Source organism: Acidimicrobiales bacterium (assembly GCA_041394185.1).
Classification (GTDB): domain Bacteria; phylum Actinomycetota; class Acidimicrobiia; order Acidimicrobiales; family Poriferisodalaceae; genus JAAETH01.
In genome coordinates, this window is record JAWKIQ010000002.1 from 1096751 (window position 1) to 1117441 (window position 20691).

The 20691-nt window shown below is 65.0% G+C and carries 18 protein-coding genes; 14 read left to right on the forward strand and 4 right to left on the reverse strand.

The window, feature by feature from the left end:
• Positions 1 to 45 precede the first annotated feature (45 nt).
• A complete protein-coding gene (locus R2770_12840) occupies positions 46 to 705 on the reverse strand; it encodes a VOC family protein (protein MEZ5281342.1) in 660 nt (219 codons plus the stop codon).
• 41 nt (positions 706 to 746) lie between these two features.
• Here R2770_12840 and dnaX point away from each other — a divergent pair, with 41 nt between their 5' ends.
• The 6 genes from dnaX to pip all read left to right on the forward strand — a co-directional run bounded on the left by dnaX (position 747) and on the right by pip (position 6843).
• On the forward strand, positions 747 to 2684 hold the full coding sequence (gene dnaX, locus R2770_12845; protein MEZ5281343.1) for a DNA polymerase III subunit gamma/tau: 1938 nt from the start codon (positions 747 to 749) through the stop codon (positions 2682 to 2684).
• A 34-nt stretch (positions 2685 to 2718) separates the two neighbouring features.
• Positions 2719 to 3042 carry a YbaB/EbfC family nucleoid-associated protein gene (locus R2770_12850; protein ID MEZ5281344.1) on the forward strand — a complete coding sequence of 108 codons (324 nt, stop codon included), beginning with the start codon at positions 2719 to 2721 and terminating at the stop codon, positions 3040 to 3042.
• Positions 3043 to 3058: 16 nt separating this feature from the next.
• A complete protein-coding gene (gene recR, locus R2770_12855; protein MEZ5281345.1) occupies positions 3059 to 3655 on the forward strand; it encodes a recombination mediator RecR in 597 nt (198 codons plus the stop codon).
• Between the two features lie 50 nt (positions 3656 to 3705).
• Complete coding sequence (locus tag R2770_12860; GenBank protein MEZ5281346.1) at positions 3706 to 5178, forward strand: glycine hydroxymethyltransferase; 1473 nt, start codon at positions 3706 to 3708, stop codon at positions 5176 to 5178.
• Positions 5179 to 5480: 302 nt separating this feature from the next.
• Positions 5481 to 5855, forward strand: coding sequence for a hypothetical protein (locus tag R2770_12865; GenBank protein MEZ5281347.1), 375 nt, complete (start codon positions 5481 to 5483; stop codon positions 5853 to 5855).
• Positions 5856 to 5889: 34 nt separating this feature from the next.
• On the forward strand, positions 5890 to 6843 hold the full coding sequence (gene pip, locus R2770_12870) for a prolyl aminopeptidase (protein MEZ5281348.1): 954 nt from the start codon (positions 5890 to 5892) through the stop codon (positions 6841 to 6843).
• Between the two features lie 21 nt (positions 6844 to 6864).
• On the opposite strand, the gene R2770_12875 is transcribed toward pip, so the two are convergent.
• Positions 6865 to 8055 (reverse strand): acetyl-CoA C-acetyltransferase, encoded by a 1191-nt coding sequence (locus R2770_12875; protein MEZ5281349.1) that lies wholly within the window; start codon positions 8053 to 8055, stop codon positions 6865 to 6867.
• 148 nt (positions 8056 to 8203) lie between these two features.
• Between R2770_12875 and ccrA the strand changes: the two genes are divergently transcribed.
• Positions 8204 to 9556 carry a crotonyl-CoA carboxylase/reductase gene (gene ccrA / locus R2770_12880; protein ID MEZ5281350.1) on the forward strand — a complete coding sequence of 451 codons (1353 nt, stop codon included), beginning with the start codon at positions 8204 to 8206 and terminating at the stop codon, positions 9554 to 9556.
• A gap of 17 nt (positions 9557 to 9573) precedes the next feature.
• Positions 9574 to 9975, forward strand: coding sequence for a methylmalonyl-CoA epimerase (gene mce, locus R2770_12885; GenBank protein ID MEZ5281351.1), 402 nt, complete (start codon positions 9574 to 9576; stop codon positions 9973 to 9975).
• 4 nt (positions 9976 to 9979) lie between these two features.
• On the opposite strand, the gene R2770_12890 is transcribed toward mce, so the two are convergent.
• Both R2770_12890 and R2770_12895 read right to left on the reverse strand, forming a co-directional pair.
• Positions 9980 to 10786 (reverse strand): hypothetical protein, encoded by an 807-nt coding sequence (locus R2770_12890; GenBank protein ID MEZ5281352.1) that lies wholly within the window; start codon positions 10784 to 10786, stop codon positions 9980 to 9982.
• Positions 10783 to 13209 carry a DUF87 domain-containing protein gene (locus R2770_12895; protein ID MEZ5281353.1) on the reverse strand — a complete coding sequence of 809 codons (2427 nt, stop codon included), beginning with the start codon at positions 13207 to 13209 and terminating at the stop codon, positions 10783 to 10785. Before R2770_12895 ends, R2770_12890 begins: the two co-directional genes overlap by 4 nt.
• Here R2770_12895 and R2770_12900 point away from each other — a divergent pair.
• The 6 genes from R2770_12900 (at position 13208) to R2770_12925 (ending at position 20683) form a co-directional block, all read left to right on the forward strand.
• Entirely contained in the window at positions 13208 to 14305 is a 1098-nt protein-coding gene (locus tag R2770_12900) for a cupin domain-containing protein (protein MEZ5281354.1), read from the forward strand. The two genes, R2770_12895 and R2770_12900, sit on opposite strands and share 2 nt — an antisense overlap.
• A gap of 200 nt (positions 14306 to 14505) precedes the next feature.
• Positions 14506 to 15615 carry a BMP family ABC transporter substrate-binding protein gene (locus R2770_12905; protein ID MEZ5281355.1) on the forward strand — a complete coding sequence of 370 codons (1110 nt, stop codon included), beginning with the start codon at positions 14506 to 14508 and terminating at the stop codon, positions 15613 to 15615.
• 113 nt (positions 15616 to 15728) lie between these two features.
• Positions 15729 to 17261: an ABC transporter ATP-binding protein gene (locus tag R2770_12910; protein MEZ5281356.1), complete on the forward strand. Its 1533-nt coding sequence runs from the start codon at positions 15729 to 15731 to the stop codon at positions 17259 to 17261.
• Complete coding sequence (locus tag R2770_12915; protein MEZ5281357.1) at positions 17258 to 18370, forward strand: ABC transporter permease; 1113 nt, start codon at positions 17258 to 17260, stop codon at positions 18368 to 18370. The genes R2770_12910 and R2770_12915 overlap by 4 nt, the downstream gene beginning before the upstream one ends.
• On the forward strand, positions 18367 to 19665 hold the full coding sequence (locus R2770_12920; protein MEZ5281358.1) for an ABC transporter permease: 1299 nt from the start codon (positions 18367 to 18369) through the stop codon (positions 19663 to 19665). Before R2770_12915 ends, R2770_12920 begins: the two co-directional genes overlap by 4 nt.
• Entirely contained in the window at positions 19652 to 20683 is a 1032-nt protein-coding gene (locus R2770_12925) for a nucleoside hydrolase (GenBank protein ID MEZ5281359.1), read from the forward strand. Before R2770_12920 ends, R2770_12925 begins: the two co-directional genes overlap by 14 nt.
• Positions 20684 to 20691: the final 8 nt, after the last annotated feature.

Below are 20691 nucleotides of genomic sequence, written 5' to 3' on the forward strand. Positions count from 1 at the left end.
CGTGAGGAGGCGGTTGCCGTTTTCCGATCGCCTAGCGACGGCTGGTCAGTTCCGGTCCTGCCAGGTGCACACACAGGCTTCGTTGCCCTCGGGGTCCGCCAAGACCCAGAACGCCCGGGCGTGTGAGTCGTCGAGCAACCGCCCACCGGCTTCGATTGCAGCCGCTACCCGGGCCTCGGCTGTGTCATGGGGAACAGACACGTCGATGTGCATGCGGCTGCGCTGAGGGCGCGGAACGTCCATCTTCTGGAAAAAGATCGTGGGGCCGCTTCGAAGCGGATCTACGAGAAGCCGATCGCCTACACGGCGATAGCCGCCCATGACAGCAGCCCAGAACGGAGCGCAGGCTTCGATGTCGGTCACGTCGATGGTGACCTCGATCGATTGCGACGCCGTGGGTTCGCAGGTGGCACCGGCGGCCGACGAGAGCCGGGAGACTTCGCGGGCCAAGTCGACGTCTAGTTCGCTGAGACCGCCGATCTCGTGCGTGGTCAATGTGACCCTGACGCGGTCGGGGTAGAGGATCGTGATGTCGGGATGGTGAACCGCTTGTTCGGCAGCGTCAGCGATTCGTTCGGCGAGGTTGGCGGCGGCGGGGAACGATCCGGCGCGGAAGTCGGAGTGGATGGCGCCGAGGTGGTAGCGCCAGTCTTCGAGCCCTTCGAGTTGGGCGAATCGGTCAGGGTCTACGGGTGTGGGCGCCATACGATTCAGGCTGTCACATCGCGCCGGTAGGCTCGGACTCCGTGGCCTATCAATCTCTGTATCGACGCTTTCGCCCGCAGCGCTTCGACGAGGTCGTGGGGCAATCGCACCTGGTTGCGGCTCTGAAGAACGCGGTGCGAGACGATCGGGTGGGTCACGCCTATCTGTTCAGCGGACCGCGCGGCACCGGCAAGACCTCGACGGCGCGCATCCTGGCCAAGGCTCTCAACTGCGAGAACCTGGGCGCCGACGGTGAACCGTGTTGTAACTGTCCGGCCTGTTTGGCCATCGAGAACGGCAACTCGATGGACCTCTACGAGCTCGACGCAGCGTCCAATCGGGGCATCGACGATGTCAAGGACCTGGTCCGCAGCGTCGCAATGGGCACGCCTGGTCGGCGCAAGGTGTACATCCTCGACGAGGTTCACATGCTGACCAAGGAGGCTTCCAATGCGTTGTTGAAAACGCTCGAGGAACCTCCGGGCCATGTGGTGTTCGTGTTGGCAACCACCGACCCTCAGAAGGTGCTGCCGACGATCCGCAGCCGCACCCAGCACGTCGAGTTGAGCCTCATCGGTTCGGCCGAGCTTTCGCAGCATGTGCGCGAGATCGCATCCAAGGCGGGGATCGAGGTCGGCGACGACGTCATCGATCACGTTGTCAAGCGTGGTGGAGGATCTGCGCGCGACACACTTTCGGCGCTCGATCAGGTCATTGCTGCGGGCGGCATCGCCGACGACCACATCCCGGTCGACGCCCTGGTCGATTCGCTCGCCAGCTCAGACAGCGCCGCGGCGTTGCAGGCCGTCGCCGGCGCGGTGTCCTCTGGCGCCGACCCTCGCGAGCTGGTCGAGGCGCTCACCCGGCATCTGCGCGACATGTTCCTGGTCAAGCAAGGTGCGGCGCCGCCCGAATTACCCGCCTCCATGGTCGAGCACCTCGACCAGCAGGCGTCAGGGCTTGGCGCCGGCCTCATCGTTCGAGCCCTCGAGACGCTGGGTACCGCTCTGGTCGACGCTCGCCAGGCTGCCGATCCTCGCCTGGTTGTCGAGGTTGCACTGGTCAAGCTGACCTCGGCGCAGGCCTCGGGTTCGGTCGATGCCCTGATAGCGCGCATCGAGCGGCTCGAGGCCGCGCTGGCGTCCGGTGTCTCGGCCACCGCACCCCCGGCAGCGGGCGGCCCAGCGGCTGCACCTTCTGCTCCGGTTGCGCCGGCCTCGTCGCCGCCTCCGGCTCCATCGCCCGGCCCGGCTCCTTCGGCATCTGCACCGCCTCAAGCTCAGCGACGGGGCAGCTCGGTCGGCTCGTCAAAGGTGGGAGCGGCGCGTGCGGCCTTGGCCAATGCCACGGGCGCGTCGGCAGGCCCTCAACAGCCCGAGCCGCCTGCCCGGCCTCAACCACCGACCGGCGTGGCCCCGTCTGCGCCACCTCCTCCGCCGTCTCCTGGGCAGGTTGCGTCTCCGGTTCCAGCACCCGCTCCAGTGGTCGACGATCCACCGCTCAAACCGATCGCCGAGCCCGTCGATACACAACCGGTTGCCCCCGAGGCCACGGCACCGTCGAACGCACCGTCGCCCACCCAGGTCATCGAGCAGTGGCCCGACCTCATCTCGGTGGCCTCGGGCCGGGCGCGGGCGCTGTTCTTGGGCGCCGACGTTTCAGCTGACCAGCCCGGACAGGTCGTCTGCTCGTTCCCCAACGAGATGACCCGCGACCGGTGCGTCGAGCACCTATCCACGATCGAGCAGTTGCTGTCGAACCACTTCGGTTGTGCGATTTCGGTAGAGCTTCGTATCGCTTCCGAGGGAGGTTCCGGGGTGTCTCAGCCTCCGGGCACCTCGGCGGCACCCAGCGAGGCCGAAGACGAGGTTCACGACCTCTCCGAGCTCACCGATGCGCCACCAGACGGACGCACCGGAGTCGAGCGTTTGGCCGATGCATTCCCCGGTGCCCGTATCGTCGATGTCGACGAGATGTGATCGGCCCCACAATTCCTCGACCCTCGGAGCAAACATGAGCGACGGATTCGATATGAACAGCCTGCTTCAGCAGGCCCAGAGCATGCAGGCCCAGCTGATGGCCGCTCAGCAACAAGCTGCGTCAACCGAGGTCCAAGGTGTTGCGGCCAACGGATTGGTGTCGGTCACCATGACCGCTGGTGGGCAGGTTCGCTCGGTCTCCATCTCGCCCCAGGTCGTCGACCCCTCCGATGTCTCGATGCTGGAAGACCTCGTCCACACCGCCATAGCCGACGCTCTGGCCAAGGGCGCCGAGGTCCAGAGCGAGGCCATGGGCCCGCTCGGCGACATCGGTGGTCTTGGCGGCTTGCTCGGCTGATCGGTTCGTTTCGAACATGTACGAGGGTCCGGTACAAGACCTCATCGACGAGCTGGGCAAGATGCCTGGAATCGGGCCCAAGTCAGCTCAGCGCATCGCGTTCCATCTTCTCAAGCTGCCGTCGCAGGACGCTCTTCGTTTGGCGAATGCCATCGCGACGGCCAAAGAGCTCGTTCGGTTCTGCTCGCGTTGTTTCAACGTCAGCGCTCACGAGGTGTGCAACATCTGCTCGGACCCACGTCGTGACGAGGGTGTTTTGTGCGTGGTCGAAGAACCTCGAGATGTGGTCGCCATCGAAAAGACCCGCGAGTTTCGAGGTCGCTATCACGTGCTCCAGGGGTGCCTGAACCCCATCGAGGGCATCGGCCCCGAACAGCTGAGGGTCTCCGAGTTGTTGGCCCGCCTGGAACCCGAGTCGGTCACCGAGGTGATTCTGGGCACCAATCCCAACATCGAGGGTGAGGCCACGGCCATGTATCTGGGCCGTCTGCTGCGACCGCTCGGCGTCACGGTGACGCGTATCGCCTCGGGTCTTCCCGTCGGCGGCGATCTCGAGTACGCCGACGAGCTGACCCTGGGACGTGCGCTCGAACATCGACGCGCCCTCGACTGAAACACGGGTAGCTTGGCCGTTGGCCCGATAGGAAGCCCCAAGGAGCGGCCATGTCCTCGCAGCCCAACCCACTGTCGATTCAGCAGAACACGCCGGAGGCCGTGGCCTACCGCAATGCGCTCGATGCGATCGGTGCCGTCGAGCCCAGGGTCGCCGATGCGATCCGTGGCGAAATCGCCGACCAGCGCTCGTACCTCAAGCTGATCGCGTCCGAGAACTACGCGTCCCCGGCCGTGTTGTTGACCATGGGAACGTGGTTCAGCGACAAATACGCCGAGGGCACCGTCGGTCATCGGTTCTACGCCGGCTGCCAGAACGTCGACACCGTCGAGCAGTTGGCAGCCGACCTGGCCTGTGAGGTATTCGGCGCCCCTTATGCCTACGTGCAGCCGCACTCGGGCATCGATGCCAACCTGGTCGCCTTCTGGGCGATGCTGGCGGCGCGGGTCGAAGCACCCTTCCTGACCGAACAGGGTGTCAAACACGTCAACGACCTGACCGAGGCCGACTGGGCCCAGCTGCGCCATTCGTTGGGTGATCAAAAGATGATCGGCATGTCGCTGGACGCAGGCGGCCACCTCACCCACGGCTTCAGGCCCAACATCTCGGGCAAGATGTTCAACCAGCGCAGCTATGGCGTAGATCCCCAGACCGAGTTGCTCGACTACGACAACGTCGCTGCGCTGGCCCGCGAGTTCAGGCCCATGGTCATCGTCGCTGGCTACTCGGCCTACCCACGAAAGGTCGATTTCGCCAAGATGCGTGAGATCGCCGACGAGGTCGGCGCCTATCTGATGGTCGACATGGCCCATTTCGCAGGCTTGGTTGCCGGGGGCGTGTTCACCGGCGATTTCGACCCCATCGCTAATGCCCACATCGTCACCACGACCACGCACAAGTCGCTGCGCGGGCCGCGGGGCGGGATGGTTCTGGCCGGGCGCGATGGCACCGAACTCAACGAGTTCATCGACAAGGGATGCCCGATGGTTCTCGGCGGGCCGATGGGACACGTCATGGCGGCCAAGGCCGTTGCCTTTGCCGAGGCCAAGCAGCCTTCGTTCGCTCAGTACGCCCAACGCATCGTCGACAACGCGGCGGCTCTGGGCGAGGGTCTCAAGCGCCGCGGTGCACGGCTGGTGACCGACGGCACCGACAACCACCTGTTGTTGGTGGATGTGACCCCCTTCGGCCTCACTGGCCGTCAGGCCGAATCGGCACTGAACGACAGTGGCGTCATCGTCAACCGCAACTCGATTCCGAACGACCCCAATGGCGCCTGGTACACCAGCGGCGTGAGGCTTGGAACACCGGCGCTGACCACGCTGGGTATGAACTCCGACGACATGGACCAGGTCGCGGACATCATCTGCGACGTGCTGGCCAACGCCGAGCCCGCAGCGGCCAAGAGCGGGCCGTCCAAGGCCAAGTATGTGATGGGTGACGATGTCGCCGAGCGTTGTCGCGAGCGGTCGGCAGCGCTTCTCCAGGCGAACCCGCTGTACCCAACCATCGGGGCGATCTGAGCGGCTTCAGCCGTCACAAAAGAAATCTTCGAAATGGACTTGTCATCTTCGTGACAATTCCGTAACGTAATCGTCATCGGGAGAGGGGTTACCCACTCCCTCCAGATGAAGCGTCTCCTCGTCGGAGCTTGGGCTGGATACCCGCCCGCGCCAAGCTCAGGCCCCGGCGGGGTGGCGCTTCGTCAGTTTTGGGCAGAGTGACGCTTCGGGCGTCGCGAACTGGCAAACCAGCATTGTCCCAGCCCCTCGTTAGTGTGCTCGGCAGCTTCCCCTCGACGAATCCAACAACGTTTGGAGCCTCAATGGTCGAGGTCTATCTGCCCCCTGCCCGCCAGCATCCGATCCGGTGCCACGACGTCGACGATGCCCGACTCTTGTTCGAGATCTTCTCGACCGATATGGACGAGGTGATGATCGCCGCCTTGGGGCCCGATCGCGAGCTTCGGGCCATCTTGGCTTTCGACGACGTCGACCTGGCGACCATCGTCGAGGATCCAGCACCGGTTGTCATGTTGGCCGCGGGCTGCGGTGCCAAACATGTCATCGTCGGGCACCTGGTTCCGACGGTCACTGTCGACGGTTCGGCCGAGATCGTGGCTCAAAGAACACTTGGCGCGGCCTTCGGAATCGACGACATCGAGTTGGACGGATGGGTCACGTTGCCGGTGCCGATCTAGGCCCGCGGCTGGGCGGCCGTGCCATAGTTCCGGTGTGACTGAGCTGCACGAACTCGCCGAACCGTTCAGCAGCGGATTCATCGATGTCGGCGATGGCCACCGGGTGGCGTGGTTAGAGGCTGGGAACCCGGTCGGGAAGCCCGCTCTGATCCTGCATGGCGGCCCGGGTTCGGGTTCTTCTCCCAACACCCGGCGGATGTTCGATCCGACGCTGTATCGCGCGATCCAGTTCGACCAGCGGAACTGTGGCCAGAGCACACCCAGTGCAGCAGAGCCCTTGGTCGACCTGGCTGCCAACACGACCCAGCATCTGCTGAGCGACATCGAGTCGCTTCGATCCCACCTGGGTGTCGAGCGGTGGTTGGTTTGGGGTGGCTCGTGGGGCACGACCTTGGCGCTGGCCTACGCCGAGGCGTATCCGGAGAGGGTGTCAGAGCTGGTGATGTCCAGCATCACCACGACCTCCAGCGCTGAGGTCGAGTGGATCACCCGCACCATGGCGCGCCTGTTCCCCGAACGGTGGAACGACTTCGTCGAATATCTGCCCGCTGGGGCCAGGCAGCAGAACCTGGCCCTGGCCTACAACCAGTTGCTGATGGATCCCGATCCCCAGGTTCATCGGCCTGCTGCCCGAGCTTGGTGTTTGTGGGAAGACACACATGTGTCGTTGCAGCACGGCTTCGCGCCGCGCCTGTCGGGCTCCGACATCGATTTCCAGGTGTGCTTCGCCCGGCTGGTCACGCACTACTGGGCCAACAGTGCCTTCCTGGAGGACGGGCAGCTGTTGGCCCATGCCCACCGTCTTGCAGACGTGCCGACTTTCATGGTCCACGGCCGGATGGACGTCAGCTCGCCGGTGTCGATTGCATACGAGCTCGCCCGCGCCATTCCGGGCGCGCGCCTTCACATAGTGGAGGCCAACGGTCACGGTGGGCCAGAGATGAGCCTGTGGGTCAAGGGCGTGCTCGACGAGCTGGCCGGCGCCTAGGGCCGGCCAGTCGCGGCGGCGTCAGAGGGTCCTGATGATGGCGGCGTCGCCCTGTCCGCCGCCGCCACACAGTGCTGCTGCACCGACGCCACCGCCGCGGCGGTGAAGTTCGTTGATCAAGTGCAGTGCCAGACGGTTGCCGCTCATGCCGATGGGGTGACCCAGGGCGATGGCGCCGCCGTTCACGTTGACGATGTCGTCGCTGATGCCCAGGTCTTCGACCGAGCAGATGCCCACAGCCGCAAAGGCCTCGTTGATCTCGTAGAGATCGAGTCCGGAGGGGTCGACTCCGGCTCGAGCGGCTGCGGCGCGGATGGCGTTCGAGGGCTGGGTCAGCAGCGACGCCGAGTCGGGGCCCGCCACCTGGCCATAGCCAAGCAGCTGAGCTCGGGGGCTCAGCCCGAGTTCCTCGGCTTTGGCGGCGCTCATCATCACAACCGCACTGGCGCCGTCTGAGATCTGCGACGCGTTGCCTGCGGTGACGTTGCCGTCCTTGTCGAACGCAGGGCGCAGGCCGCCGAGCGACTCGGCCGTTGTGCCGGGGCGTACTCCCTCGTCGGTGTCGACCACGAGGTCGTCGCCTCGGCGCTGGGGAACGGTGACGGCGACGATCTCGTCGTCGAACAGGCCGTCTTTTTGGGCGTTGGCCGCGCGCTCGTGCGAGCGGGCCGAGAACTCGTCCATCATCTGGCGGGTCACGTGTGAGGCATCGGCCGCGGCATAGCGCTCGGTGCCCAGCCCCATGGCACATGCATCGAAGGCACAGAACAGGCCATCGTGCAGCAGCGAGTCGAGAAGCTCACCGTTGCCATAGCCGTAGCCACGCCGGGCGTTGGTGAGAAGGTGAGGCGTGTTGGACATCGACTCCATGCCGCCTGCCACCACGATTTCGGCGTCGCCGGCCTTGATCATCTGATCTGCCAGGTAGATGGTGTTGAGGCCCGACAGGCACACCTTGTTGATGGTGGTGGCCGGGACACTCATCGGGATGCCGGCGTTGACCGCGGCCTGGCGGGCGGTGATCTGGCCCTGTCCGGCCTGTACCACCTGGCCCATCAACACGAAATCGACCTGATCTGGTGCTACACCCGACTTCTCGAGTGCCGCAGCGATGGCGAAACCGCCGAGTTCCATCGCCGAGAACGACGTAAGGCCGCCGTTGAAGCGCCCAATCGGTGTGCGAGCTCCGTTTACGATCACCGAACCAGACATGTGGGCCTCCCCAAATCGTGGCCACTGCGAGGTTCGCCAGCGGCTGCGTGATCACGAGTCTAGATACACGCTTCCCCGCAGGCCAGAAGGTGGTTGCATTCGGTACGCAAGTTTGTGCCGGAGACCCGGTTCATCGTACGATCTCGCGATGCAGGAGTTCCTCGAAGCCATCAACGCCGGTGCCTCCTCCGACGAGATCGCCGCCATACCGATTCCCGAGTCGTATCGAGCGGCATACGTCACCAGATCCGAGGTCGACATGTTCGAAGGCCTCGACTCCTGGGACAAGGATCCTCGAAAGTCGCTGCATGTTGGCGAGGTCGCAACGCCCGAGTTGGCGCCCGACGAGGTCTACATCGCCGTCATGGCGAGTTCGATCAACTTCAACACCGTTTGGACCTCGATCTTCGAACCCCTGCCCACCTTCGGTTTCCTCGACCGGCTTGCCAAAGAGAGCCACCTGTCGTCGAGGCATCTTCGCGAAGAACACATCATCGGATCTGACGCGGCGGGTGTGGTGCTGCGCGTCGGCAGTGCGGTGCGCAGCTGGAAGCCGGGCGACCGGGTCACCGTGCACTGCAACCACGTCGACGACCAGGACCCCAGCGCTCACGACGATTCGATGCTGGCCGCCAACCAGCGCATCTGGGGTTTCGAGACCAACTTCGGAGGCCTGGCCGACCTGTCTATCGTCAAGGCCAACCAGCTGATGCCCATGCCAACCCACCTCACGTGGGAAGAGGCCGCGGTCAACGCGCTGTGCGCCTCGACGTCGTATCGCATGCTCATCAGCCCCAACGGCGCCGACATGACGCTGGGCGACAACGTGCTGGTGTGGGGCGCCACCGGCGGCATCGGTGGATACGCCGTGCAGCTCGTCAAGGCCGCGGGTGGTACGCCGATCGGCGTGGTCAGCTCGCCCGACAAGGTAGACCTGCTGCATTCGATCGGCTGCGAAAACGTCATCGACCGCAAGGCCGAGAACTACCAGTTCTGGTCAGATCCACACACCCAAGACGAATCCGAGTGGCGTCGATTCGGCAAGAAGATCCGCAGCCTCATCGGCGAAGATCCTGACATCATCTTCGAACACCCGGGCCGCTCGACCATGGGCGCTTCGGTGTTCGCTGTCAGGCGAGGCGGCACCGTTGTCACCTGCGCCGCGACGTCGGGCTACATGATCGAGTACGACAACCGTCACCTGTGGATGAAGCTGAAGAGGATCGTCTCCAGCCACTTCGCCAACTATCAAGAGGCGTGGGCGATGAACAAGCTCATCGATCAGGGCCGGGTGCATCCGATCCTCAGCAAGACCTTCACCCTCGACCAGGTGGGCGAGGCCGCCCTGTCGGTTCACCACAACGAACACGAGGGCAAGTTGGGTGTGCTTTGCCTGGCCCCCGAACCCCGCATGGGCATTCAGGATCCAGAGAAGCGCGAGCGCATCGGCGAGGACAAGATCACCGCCTTCGAGCGTCACGCAGCCTCTCTGAGCAAGTGATCGAAAGGAACAGATCGATGCTGCTGACCGAGATCGACCACATCGCGATCGCCGTCAAGGACCTCGAGGCCGCCATCGCTTACTACCAGGCCGCCTTCGGCGCCGAGGTGCATCACCGCGAGATCGTCGACAGCGACGGTGTCGAGGAAGCCCTGGTCAAGGTCGCCGACTCGTACATCCAACTCACCGCCGCCACCAGAGACGACTCGCCCATCGCGAAGTACCTCGAGAAGCGGGGCGAGGGTCTGCACCATGTGGGCTATCGCGTCGACGACTGTGCGCAGGCCCTGCAGTCGATGATCGACGCGGGGGCAACCCCCATCGACAAGGGGCCGCGGCCCGGCTCGCGAGGCACCACCGTTGCGTTCGTTCACCCGAAGGGTTCGTTCGGAACGCTCATCGAGCTGGTTCAGGAGTAGCTGCTCACCATTCGAACGAACCTGGTGCGGCCACGGGCCCACGCCAGGTTCGGTCGCCATGCGCCACGACGACGTACTCGCCGGCCGGCGAGTTGGTGAGGCGCTGGAGCACGGTCTGATCCCTGCCTGTCGCGACCGACACCCCTTCGAGGGTGCGATCGGGCCACAGCAGGCTCTGGGTCACCATCCGGTTTCCGTCGAACCTGACCCGGTATGGCCGCACCGCCCAGCGGTGCAGCAAGTAGATGCCTGCGCCCGCCGAGACCAGCGACAACACGAGCGCGGTCGCCCGCTCGAGTGCGTCGACATCGGCAGCTATGGCTGCTCCCGCGACCGTCAGATTCGCGACCCCAAACAGTGCGGCCGCAACCGAGCCGACGACGCGTCTGCCCGCGTCGTGCGACACAACCGGGGGAGGAAAGGTTCGATCGACGACGCCGCCCAAGGTCGATGCCGCGTCGGCCGACAACGCCGCAAACTGGTCGAACAAAACGAACCGGTCTGTCGCGGTTTCGATGACCAGGCCCCGGGCGGTGAGCCCGAACCAGCTGATCTCGCCGAGCGGGGCGCCACCTGAGCCGAGCGGCGTTTCGACGGTGAAGCTGTCGCCGTCGACGACCAGCTCGGCTCTGGTCGTCCAAGCCACGCGACCGGCCTCGACGGCGATCAGCGCCCAGATCGGGGCCAGTACATAGCCCGCGCCCAACCCCGCCAGTCCGGCCACAGCGCTGCCCACCACCAGGGCCACGGCTGCCAACGCGACCGCCAGAGTCAGGGTGCGGCCCTTGTCGTCGACGGCGAACCTGGTCACCTGTCGACGGGTATCCAGGCCAAGGCGACCTCGTCGACGACAACGTCGGCCTTCTCCAGGCCGATCTCCTTGACCGTGACGGCGGCGGCCTTGGCCTCCCATTCGGTGGTGATGCCGCGCAGCTCCTCGGCCAGTTCGTCTTCGAGGTCGCGAATCTTCTCGACGGCCTCGCTGACCCGGTTCTCGGCCGAGTCGACACGTCGATCGGCGGCGCTGCTCTGGCTGCGGCGTCGGCCCAGGCCGCCCATCTTGTTTGCCAGGCTGCGGGCCTTTCGTTTTCCGCCGAGGAACACCGACAGCAGGTTGCCGGCACCAGACAACAACTCGTTGCGCTTCTTGTCGTCGGCGGCTTCTTCGAGCTCGCGCAAGCGGTCTTCGGCCTTGGCGAGCGCCAGCTCGGCGCGATCGAGCTTGTCGTCGTACTTCTGGCGCAGCTCGGCGGCCTCCATGTCGGCGCGGTCGTTGGCCACGTCGCGGCAGCGAGCAGCGAATTGGTCGGCCGTTTCGCCCGGGCGTCCGTAGAGGTCGAGCTCGTCGTTTGCGAGCAGGTCCACGGACAGGTTGCGCCACAGGTGATCGCGCAATGCCGTGCCGTACTTGCTGAAGAACGTCTTGGTGTCTATGCGCGCGTCGACCAGCTTGTAGACAGCGCCTTCGGGCGCCTTGTCGCGCAGGTCGCGGTCGTCATAGTCGACCACTGTCGCCTGTTCGGGGTCTGGGAACTCGTCCAGTGGCACGAGCACCGACTCGAACTCCATGGTCTGGCGAAGGCCGGCCTTCTCGTCGTCGAACAGCAGGTCGACCCGGGCCACCAGCGAGGGCACCAGCAGGCGTCCGCCTGGTACCGCTCCGACCTCGCCGGCCCAGGTCGCGGCCGGGTCGACGTATACGACCCGCGTGCCGTCTGCGACCTCGGGCATCACGTCGCTCTCGTCGTCGGCCAGTTGAGGTGCCGGCGGCTGGGCGTCGACTGGATCTGCGTCGGCTGGGGCTGGCGACGTGCCGCCGATCAGGGGTGCACTCGAGGCGACGTCGGGTACGTCCTGATCGGCTGCGACCACCTCGATCTGGGCGCGGCTGAGTGGCCCGGCCAGATACGACATCACCCAGCGGGTGTTGAAGATCTGTGGTGCCTTCGCGCGGGTCTCGTGCAGAACGAAGGTGCGCTTGGGAAGCCCGCTGATGGTCTCGGTCAGTGCGGCCACGTCGACGTCGCCGCTCGCCGCTGTGAGCCCATCGAGCAGGCGGCCCTTGTCGCGTTCGGTCTGCAGGCGCCCGATCATCCAAGTGCCCGTGTTCGACAGGGCCTTGTAGTCGAGGTCTACCGGGTTCTGGGTGGACAACACCACGCCCAGCCCGAATGCGCGGGCCTGCTTCAACAACGTCAGCAGCGGTTTTTTGGTCGGTGGCTGGGCCGTGGGGGGCAGGAACCCGAAGACCTCGTCCATGTACAGCATCATCCGCAGGTCGCTGCTGCCCGGCTGACTGCGCATCCAGGTGATGAGCTTCGACAGGATCAACGTCACCACGAACTGGCGCTCTTGGTCGGTCAGGTGCGACAGCGTGATGACCGCACACCGGGGCTTGCCGTCGGCGGTGCGGGTGAGGGCGTCGATGTCGACCGCCGGACCCTCGGTCCAGGTGGCGAAAGAGGGCGACGCAATGACGCCGTTCAGGCGCATCGCCAGCTTCATGCGATCGTCTGCTGGGAAGAACTGGTCCAGGTCGAACACGCCCAACTTGCGGATCGGAGGGTCTATGACCTGGCCGACCAAGCCGGCGAGGTCGAGGTCACGGCCGGCCGCCCACGCGTTCTCGATGAGGTTCGACAACAAGATGTGCTCGCGGCTCGACAGCGGGTCGGCGTCGATGTCGACCAGCGTCAACAGGCTGGTGACGAAACCTTCGATCTCGTCGCGCATGGTCTCGACATCGTCGAGACCATCCGGCGCAGCCAGCGACCCCACCACGTTCAGCGGCAGACCCGCGGTCGAGCCCGGTGTGTAGATGGTCACCGGGGCCTCGCGCAGTTGGGCGATACGGTCTGGCTCGATTCCCCAGCCGGCCAACCCCGACCTCCACATCTCGGCGGTGGCTGCGGCCTGTTGCGCGAGCGTGCGGCCCTCGGACGAGGCCGCATCGGCCGATACCCATGGTTCGAAATCGGCCGGCGCCAGGTTGGGGAACGTCAGCGCCAGATTGCCCATGTCGCCCTTGGGGTCGAGCACGATGGTTGGTATCCCCGACAGCAGCGCTTCCTCGATGAGACCGACGCCCAAGCCGGTCTTTCCGCTGCCGGTCATGCCGACGATGACGCCATGTGTGGTCAGATGATCGCTGTCGTAGAACAGGGGCTGGCCGGTGCGCTCACCGTCAGCAACCGTCTCGCCCAGATAGAAAGAGCCTCTTGGAACCTCGACCATGGCCGCCAGCGTAGACAGCGAGAGCAATGACAACGACGGACGCCCGGCCGAGGCGCCAGGTGTGGGGGTTGGTCCCCACCCCAGACCGTGGCCCGACGACGAACGTCTAGACGCCGAGCTGCTCGAGCACGGCGACCGGCGCAATGTGGTCGACCGCTATCGCTATTGGCGGCGCGAGGCAATCGTTGCCGACCTGGACCGCCGTCGACACCCATTCCATGTCGCGATCGAGAACTGGGAGCACGACCTCAACATCGGGACGGTGGTGCGAAACGCCAACGCCTTTCTGGCCGCCGAGGTGCACATCGTCGGCAAGAAACGGTGGAACCGTCGTGGAGCGATGGTCACCGACCGGTACCAACACGTGCGCCACCATGCCACGGTCGAGGAGTTCATCGGTTTCGCCAGGGCGAGCGAACTGGCGATCGTGGGTGTCGACAACCTGCCTGGCTCGGTGCCCATAGAGACTGTCGATCTGCCGAGGCAATGTGTGTTGGTGTTCGGTCAGGAGGGGCCGGGGTTGTCCGATCAGGTCAGAGATGCGGTGGACCTGGTGGTGTCGATCAGCCAGTTCGGGTCGACGCGCTCCATCAATGCGGGCGTGGCCAGCGGAATAGCCATGCATCGGTGGATCGTCCAGAACGGCGAGACCGCGGCGCAAACCGCCGACCGGGTCATCGAACACCTCGGCTTGTCGCCTTTGGCGGTGGAGGGAGGCTGGTTCAGGCGAACCTTTGCCGACGCCCATGGTTCGGTCATCTACTACTTGTTGGCACCGGGCGAGGTGTCCAGGATGCACCGGCTTCCCGGGCCCGAGACGTGGTTCCATCACGGAGGATCGCCCGTCGAACTGCTGATCCTCGATGCACATCACGCTCGCCTGGAAGTGCTGGGCTCGGACCTGTCGGCCGGTCAGCGCCCCCACGTCACGGTGCCTGGCGGGTCGTGGCAGGGCGCGGTGACCACCGGAGAGTGGAGCCTGATGTCAACCGCGATGGCACCGGCGTTTCGCGAAGACGACTTCGAGTTGGGCGATGCCGACGCCCTGGCGGCGCAGTATCCGGCGTGGGCGGCCGAGGTGAGGCTCCGCAGCTAGATCTGCCTGCCGGATCTGCCCGTCGGGTGCGATCGGAGGTCTGTCGTCTAGCAGGTCCAGCACTGTGACTTTGGTCCTGTTCTGGGCGGATCGTTGGAATCGAGTGCCCCGCCGCAATAGGGTTCAAAGATTGGAATGCGCCACATGGGCGCGTTTTGAGCACAGATCAACGGGATCGGTGCGGAACCTGCGAGGGACAGATGAACAAACTCATGAAGCTGATGGGCCTATTGCTGGCCCTGATGATGATCGCCGCGGCCTGCGGCGACAGCGACGAATCGAGCGACACAACGGCCGCGCCGTCCGACGGCGACACCACCACGACTGCCGCTGGTCCCGAGTCCGACACCAACGTCGGCCTCACCTTCGACATCGGCGGCCGTGGCGACCAGTCGTTCAACGACTCGGCCGCTGCCGGCATCGATCGTGCTGCCAACGAACTGGGCGTCTCGTTCACCGAGGCCGAGCCCAACGCTGACGGATCGAACCGTGCCGAGCTGCTTCAGACCCAGGCCGACGTCAGCGAACTCGTAATCGCCGTCGGTTTCTTGTTCGCCGGCGATGTCACCGCCGTTGCCGCCGAGAACCCTGACGTCAACTTCGCTGTCATCGACGATGCGATGCTGAACTTCGACACCGATCCGCCCAGCCCGCTCGGTGAGAACATCGCGGGCCTGACCTTCGCCGAAGAGCAGGGCTCGTTCCTTGTCGGTGTTGCTGCGGCGCTGAAGACCGAGACCGGCACCGTCGGCTTCATCGGTGGTGTGTCTGGCTTCGGTCTGATCGAGAAGTTCGAGGCCGGCTTCACCGCCGGTGTCCATGCGGTCAACCCCGACATCGTCATCATTCCCCAGTACATCACCGAGTTCCCGAACTTCGATGGTTTCAACGCCCCCGACCGTGCCAAGGACATCGCCCTCGGCATGTACGACCAGGGTGCTGACATCATCTACCACGCCGCTGGTGGCGCTGGTGCCGGCATGTTCGAGGCCGCCAAGGAGCAGTCCGAGGCCACCGGCTCGAAGGTCTGGGGCATCGGTGTCGACTCCGACCAGTACAACACCGTGTCGACCGACGTTCAGGAGTACGTGCTGACCTCGATGCTGAAGCGTGTCGACAACGCCGTGTTCGAGATCACCAAGGCCCACGAAGACGGCATGTTCGCTGCTGGCAACGTGGTCTATGACCTGTCTGTCGACGGCGTCGGCTACTCGACCTCCGGTGGCTTCGTCGACGACATCGTCGACCAGCTCGAGGACTACAAGGCGCAGATCGTCGCCGGCGACATCGTCGTCCCGACCGCTCCTTGATGAGTCGCTCCGATAGCTGTCGGAGCTTTGGGTAAACCTGGGAGACGGGGCCGGACTAAGGTTCGGCCCCGTCTCCGCGTTTTCGGGGACGGGGTGAACCAGGAGCGGCATCTATGGCACCAGCCATCGAGTTGATCGGCATCACAAAACGCTTCCCCGGGGTGATCGCCAACGACGACGTCAACCTCACCGTCGAGCAGGGCGAGATCCACGCGATCTGCGGCGAGAACGGTGCGGGCAAGTCGACTTTGATGAAGATCTTGTTCGGCATGCAGCCCGCCGACGAGGGCGTCATGAAGGTCAACGGGCAAGAGGTGCACTTCAAGTCACCCACCGACGCCATCGACGCCGGCATCGGCATGGTCCACCAGCACTTCATGCTGGCCGACCAGCTGAGCGTCCTCGAGAACGTGATCTTGGGCTCCGAGCCGGTCTCGGCCGGAGGGCGCATCGACTACAAAGAGGCTCGCGAGCACCTGGCAGAGGTCGGTGAGGCCTATGGCCTGGCCGTCGATCCCGACACCCTCGTCGAAGAACTCGAGGTCGGCGAACGCCAGCGGGTCGAGATCATCAAGGTGTTGTACCGGGGTGCGCGGATCTTGATCCTCGACGAGCCCACAGCGGTGCTGGTTCCTCAAGAGGTCGAAGAACTATTCCGCAACCTGCGTGAGCTGCAGGCCGGTGGCGCCACCATCATCTTCATCGACCACAAGCTCCAAGAAGTGCTCGAGATCGCCGATCGGATCACGGTGATTCGTCGCGGCAAGACGGTTTCCACAGTCGATGCCGACGAGGTGACGGCCCAAGACCTCGCCGAGCTGATGGTGGGCTCCGAGCTGCCATCGCCCGCCACTACAGAGGCAACCGCCACCGATGTGGTGAAGCTCGACGTGTCGGGTCTAACCGTCCTCGACGCTGACGAGCGTCCGGTGGTCGACAACGTGTCGTTCCAGGTTCACGAGGGTGAGGTGCTTGGTATCGCAGGCATCGAGGGCAACGGCCAGTCCGAGTTGATAGCGGCGATCATCGGTGTGCTGACCCCCTCGGCGGGCACCATCTCACTCGACGGCGACGACGTCACCCAGGTATCGGTGAGGCACCGTCGCGAGATGGGTTTGGGTTACGTGCCCCAGGAACGCCAGTCGGAGGGCTTGCTGCTGGACGCACCGCTGTGGGAGAACACCGCGCTTGGCCACCAGACCCGCCGACCCTTCTCGAAGGGCATGTGGATCGACAAGGCGGGCTCGAGGGAACGCACCGAGGCCATCCGTGGCGACTTCGATGTTCGTTCGCCCAACGTCGACGTGACCGCCCGGGCGCTGTCGGGCGGAAACCAGCAAAAGCTCATCATCGGCAGAGAGCTAACCGCCAACCCCAAGGTGCTCATCGCTGCTCATCCCACACGGGGCATCGACGTCGGAGCTCAGGCCGACGTGTGGAACGACATCCGTGAGGCCAGGGCACAGGGCCTGGCGACGTTGCTATCGTCGGCCGACCTCGAGGAGTTGATCGGCTTGTCGGACCGAATAGTTGTGATGTTCCACGGCCGCCTGGTGGCTTCGCTGGATCCAGCCGAAATCGATTCGCGGCTACTCGGCAGCTACATGACCGGCGCTGCACTTCAGGACTCGGAGGTTGCCTCGTGAATACGTCCATGCGTCGGCTGGGCCTGGCCTTGGCTGCCCCCGGCATTGCATTCGTGTTCGCAGTGATCGTGTCGTCGATCGTGCTGCAGGTGTCGGGCAGCAGCCCCATCGACACCTTCAAGACGATGATCGACAACGGCACGCAACTCGAGGTCATCATCGACACCCTCAACCGCGCCACCCCGCTGTTCATCGGTGGCATCGCCGCCGCGATCGGGTTCCGCATGAACCTGTTCAACATCGGTGTCGAGGGTCAGTACTTCCTGGCGGCGTTCGCGGCAGCGGTCGTGGGCGCCGAGCTTGCACTGCCAGGCCCCCTGCACATCGGCGTCATGCTGTTCGTAGCCATGGCGGTCGGCGCGGCCTGGGCAGGTCTCGCCGCAGTGCTGAAGGTCTACAGGGGCGTCAACGAGGTCATCGCGACCATCATGTTGAACTTCCTGGCCATCGGTGGCCTCATCGCAGCGATCTTTCCCAGCGTCATCGACATGAGCAGCGGGCAGGCCACCAACGCCGGCACCAAGCAGATACCCGAGTCGGGCTGGATCCCCGACCTCAACGGCTTCGTCGAGATCTTCACCCGCGACATCGGCAAGGGTCGCGAGCTCACCGGTGTGCTGGTGGTTGCCATCGTCGTCGGTGTCGCGTATTCGGTCATGGTCAACCGCACAGTGTTCGGCTTCGACCTGCGGGCCAGCGGCATGAATCCGTTCGCGGCCAGAGTCGGCGGTGTTCCACCCGGGCGCATGATCATCATCGCCATGTTGCTGTCGGGCGCTGTCGCGGGTCTGATCGGTATGCCCGAGATTCTCAGCGACAACCACTCCTACGACCAGGGCTTCGTCAGGGGCCTTGGCTTCGAGGGGCTGGGCATTGCCCTGCTGGGCCGTAAGACATCGCCGGGCATCATGTTCGCTGCGCTGTTGTTCGGGTTCCTCGACTCGTCCTCGGCCGTGCTGCAGGTCAGCGGGTCTGCCTCGCAGTCGATCGTCGTGATCATGAAGGCCACGATCTTGCTGGCGGCCGTGGTTGCCTACGAGGTGGTCGATCAGTACCGCCAGCGTGACGAGGTCAAACGGGCCGCTCTGGCGACGGGAGCCGCAGCATGACAACCACCGCTCAACTCCCAACCGACCAGAGCCCCAGCCTCACCCAACGCTATGCAGCGCTGCCGGGCTGGGCTCGGTGGATGCTCGTGGCCGCATTGGGAATGCTGGTCGTGGCCATCGTCCAGGTGATCTCGGGAACTGAGGGCCTCACCACCCCAAGGTCCAGCCAGTCGATGCTCAAGTGGTCGGTGCCCCTGCTGCTGGCCGGAATGGGTGGCCTGTTCTCCGAGCGCGCCGGTGTCGTCAACATCGGTCTCGAAGGCATCATGATCCTCGGAACCTGGTGCGGTGCCTACGGCGCCTTCAACTGGGGCCCGTGGGGTGGGCTGATCGCCGGCCTCGTCGGCGGCATGTTCGGCGGCCTTCTGCACGCCATCGCCACGGTGACGTTCCGGGTCGATCACATCGTGTCGGGTGTGGCCATCAACATCCTGGGGCCAGGCCTCACGCGCTATTTGTCCGAGCGCATCTTCACCACATACCCAGGCGGATCCCAGACCCAGTCACCCAGGGTCGACGGGCTCGGCAACTTCACCCTTCCCTTCCTGTCCGGCGGATCGATCGGCAGCTGGAAATCGCCAGACATGCTCGGGTGGTTCGTCGACAAGGATTGGTTCTGGATCTCCGACATCGCGGGCTTCGTGAAGGGTCTGACGTTCAGCATCGCCTACTTCACGCTCATCTCGCTGGCCCTGACGCTGTTCCTGGCCTGGCTCCTGTGGCGCACCCGCACCGGTCTGCGACTGCGCTCGGCGGGTGAGAACCCATGGGCGGGCGAGAGCCTCGGCGTCAACATCTACCTCTACAAGTACCTGGGCGTAACCATGTCTGGTGCGCTGGCCGGCCTGGCCGGCGCGTTCATCTCCATGGAACTGGCCAACATCTACAAGGGTGGCCAAACCAACGGGCGTGGGTTCATTGCCCTGGCGGCGTTGATCTTCGGCAACTACAAGGTGCGCGGAATCCTGATCGGCGCCCTGCTGTTCGCCTATCCCTTCAGCCTGGCCCTCACCGACTTCGACGGCAAGGCGACGCGTGCCCTGCTGCTGGTGATCGCACTGGGTCTGGGCGCAATGGCTGCTTGGAGCGTGCATCGCGAGCGGGTCATCGATGCGTTCATCGCGGCAGGTATCGGCATCACGGTGTTCGTCTGGTACCTGTTCACAGACGCGGCGCCCGCTTGGCTACCCGATGCCATGCCCTATGCGCTGGTGTTGCTGGTGCTGATCTTCAACGTGCAAAAGCTCAGGGTTCCGCGCGCCGACGGCATTCCTTATCGTCGTGGCGAACACTGATCGGCCCCAACTGGTTCTCGTTGTCGACACGGGAACCGACGATGCCGGCGCCCTCATCTGGGCGGCAACCGATCCGCGCGTCGACCTCGTTGCCGTTGTCGCCGACTGGGGAAACGTCGACGTCGACCTGACCGCGCGCAACACCCTCGACGTCCTGCACGCCGCCGGGCGAGACGACGTGCCCGTATTTCGTGGCGGAGGCAAGTCGACGGCCGGAGCCAATCCGGCTCGCTTCGATGCTTCCATCGTGATGGGCACCGACGGTTTGAACGGTGTGCGGTTGGCTCGTGCGCCACGACAGGCCGAAGACCTCGGCGGTGCCGAGGCGCTGGTGAAGCTGGCCAACGAGCGACCAGGGCAGCTGACGCTGGTGGCCGTCAGCCCGTTCACACCTGTGGCAGCGGCGTTGGATCTCGACCCGGAGCTTCCTTCGAAGCTGTGGGACGTCATCATCATGGGCGGCGCCATCGCCTCGGGAGGCAACCTGGGTGCGGTGGCCGAGGCCAACGTCGGAAACGACCCAGCGGCCGCAGCAAAGATGGTCGACGCCTTCGGCGTGCCCGGGGTGCTTGCCAGTGGCCGGGCTCCCAGGATGGTGCCGCTCGACGCCACCCATGTGGGCACCATCTCCGAGGCCGAGATCGCCGCAGCCGATGCCACGGCCTTGACCGGCGGCCAGGCATTGCACGCAATCTGGCAGGCCAGCTGGAACTTCGCCCACCTCGAACACGGCGACGGTCTGCCGGTGCACGACCTGCTCGCGGTGTGCTGCTGTGTCGATGACCAACTGTGCCAGTGGGTCACCATGCCTGTTTCGGTCGACACCGCCGGCGGTCCGGCGTGGGGCATGACCGTCGGCGATCGCCGCATGCCCATGCTCGAACAGGCGCCGATGCCAGACGAACAGCGGGCCCAACTGTTCGAGCTGCTCGGGTTTGCCCCTGCGCGCTGGAAGGTCGCCATGTCGGCCGACGCCGAGCGGTTCAGGGCGTTCGTGCACTCGTGGCTCGGGATCTGAGGCCGGCC

Coding starts and splice junctions, on each gene's coding strand:
- R2770_12850 (MEZ5281344.1), top strand. CDS start 2,719: ATGAGCGACGGATTCGATATGAACAGCCTGCTTCAGCAGGCCCAGAGC.
- R2770_12840 (MEZ5281342.1), bottom strand. CDS start 705: ATGGCGCCCACACCCGTAGACCCTGACCGATTCGCCCAACTCGAAGGG.
- recR (MEZ5281345.1), top strand. CDS start 3,059: ATGTACGAGGGTCCGGTACAAGACCTCATCGACGAGCTGGGCAAGATG.
- R2770_12910 (MEZ5281356.1), top strand. CDS start 15,729: ATGGCACCAGCCATCGAGTTGATCGGCATCACAAAACGCTTCCCCGGG.
- R2770_12920 (MEZ5281358.1), top strand. CDS start 18,367: ATGACAACCACCGCTCAACTCCCAACCGACCAGAGCCCCAGCCTCACC.
- R2770_12905 (MEZ5281355.1), top strand. CDS start 14,506: ATGAACAAACTCATGAAGCTGATGGGCCTATTGCTGGCCCTGATGATG.
- R2770_12900 (MEZ5281354.1), top strand. CDS start 13,208: ATGGCCGCCAGCGTAGACAGCGAGAGCAATGACAACGACGGACGCCCG.
- R2770_12875 (MEZ5281349.1), bottom strand. CDS start 8,055: ATGTCTGGTTCGGTGATCGTAAACGGAGCTCGCACACCGATTGGGCGC.
- R2770_12895 (MEZ5281353.1), bottom strand. CDS start 13,209: ATGGTCGAGGTTCCAAGAGGCTCTTTCTATCTGGGCGAGACGGTTGCT.
- R2770_12865 (MEZ5281347.1), top strand. CDS start 5,481: ATGGTCGAGGTCTATCTGCCCCCTGCCCGCCAGCATCCGATCCGGTGC.
- mce (MEZ5281351.1), top strand. CDS start 9,574: ATGCTGCTGACCGAGATCGACCACATCGCGATCGCCGTCAAGGACCTC.
- ccrA (MEZ5281350.1), top strand. CDS start 8,204: ATGCAGGAGTTCCTCGAAGCCATCAACGCCGGTGCCTCCTCCGACGAG.
- R2770_12860 (MEZ5281346.1), top strand. CDS start 3,706: ATGTCCTCGCAGCCCAACCCACTGTCGATTCAGCAGAACACGCCGGAG.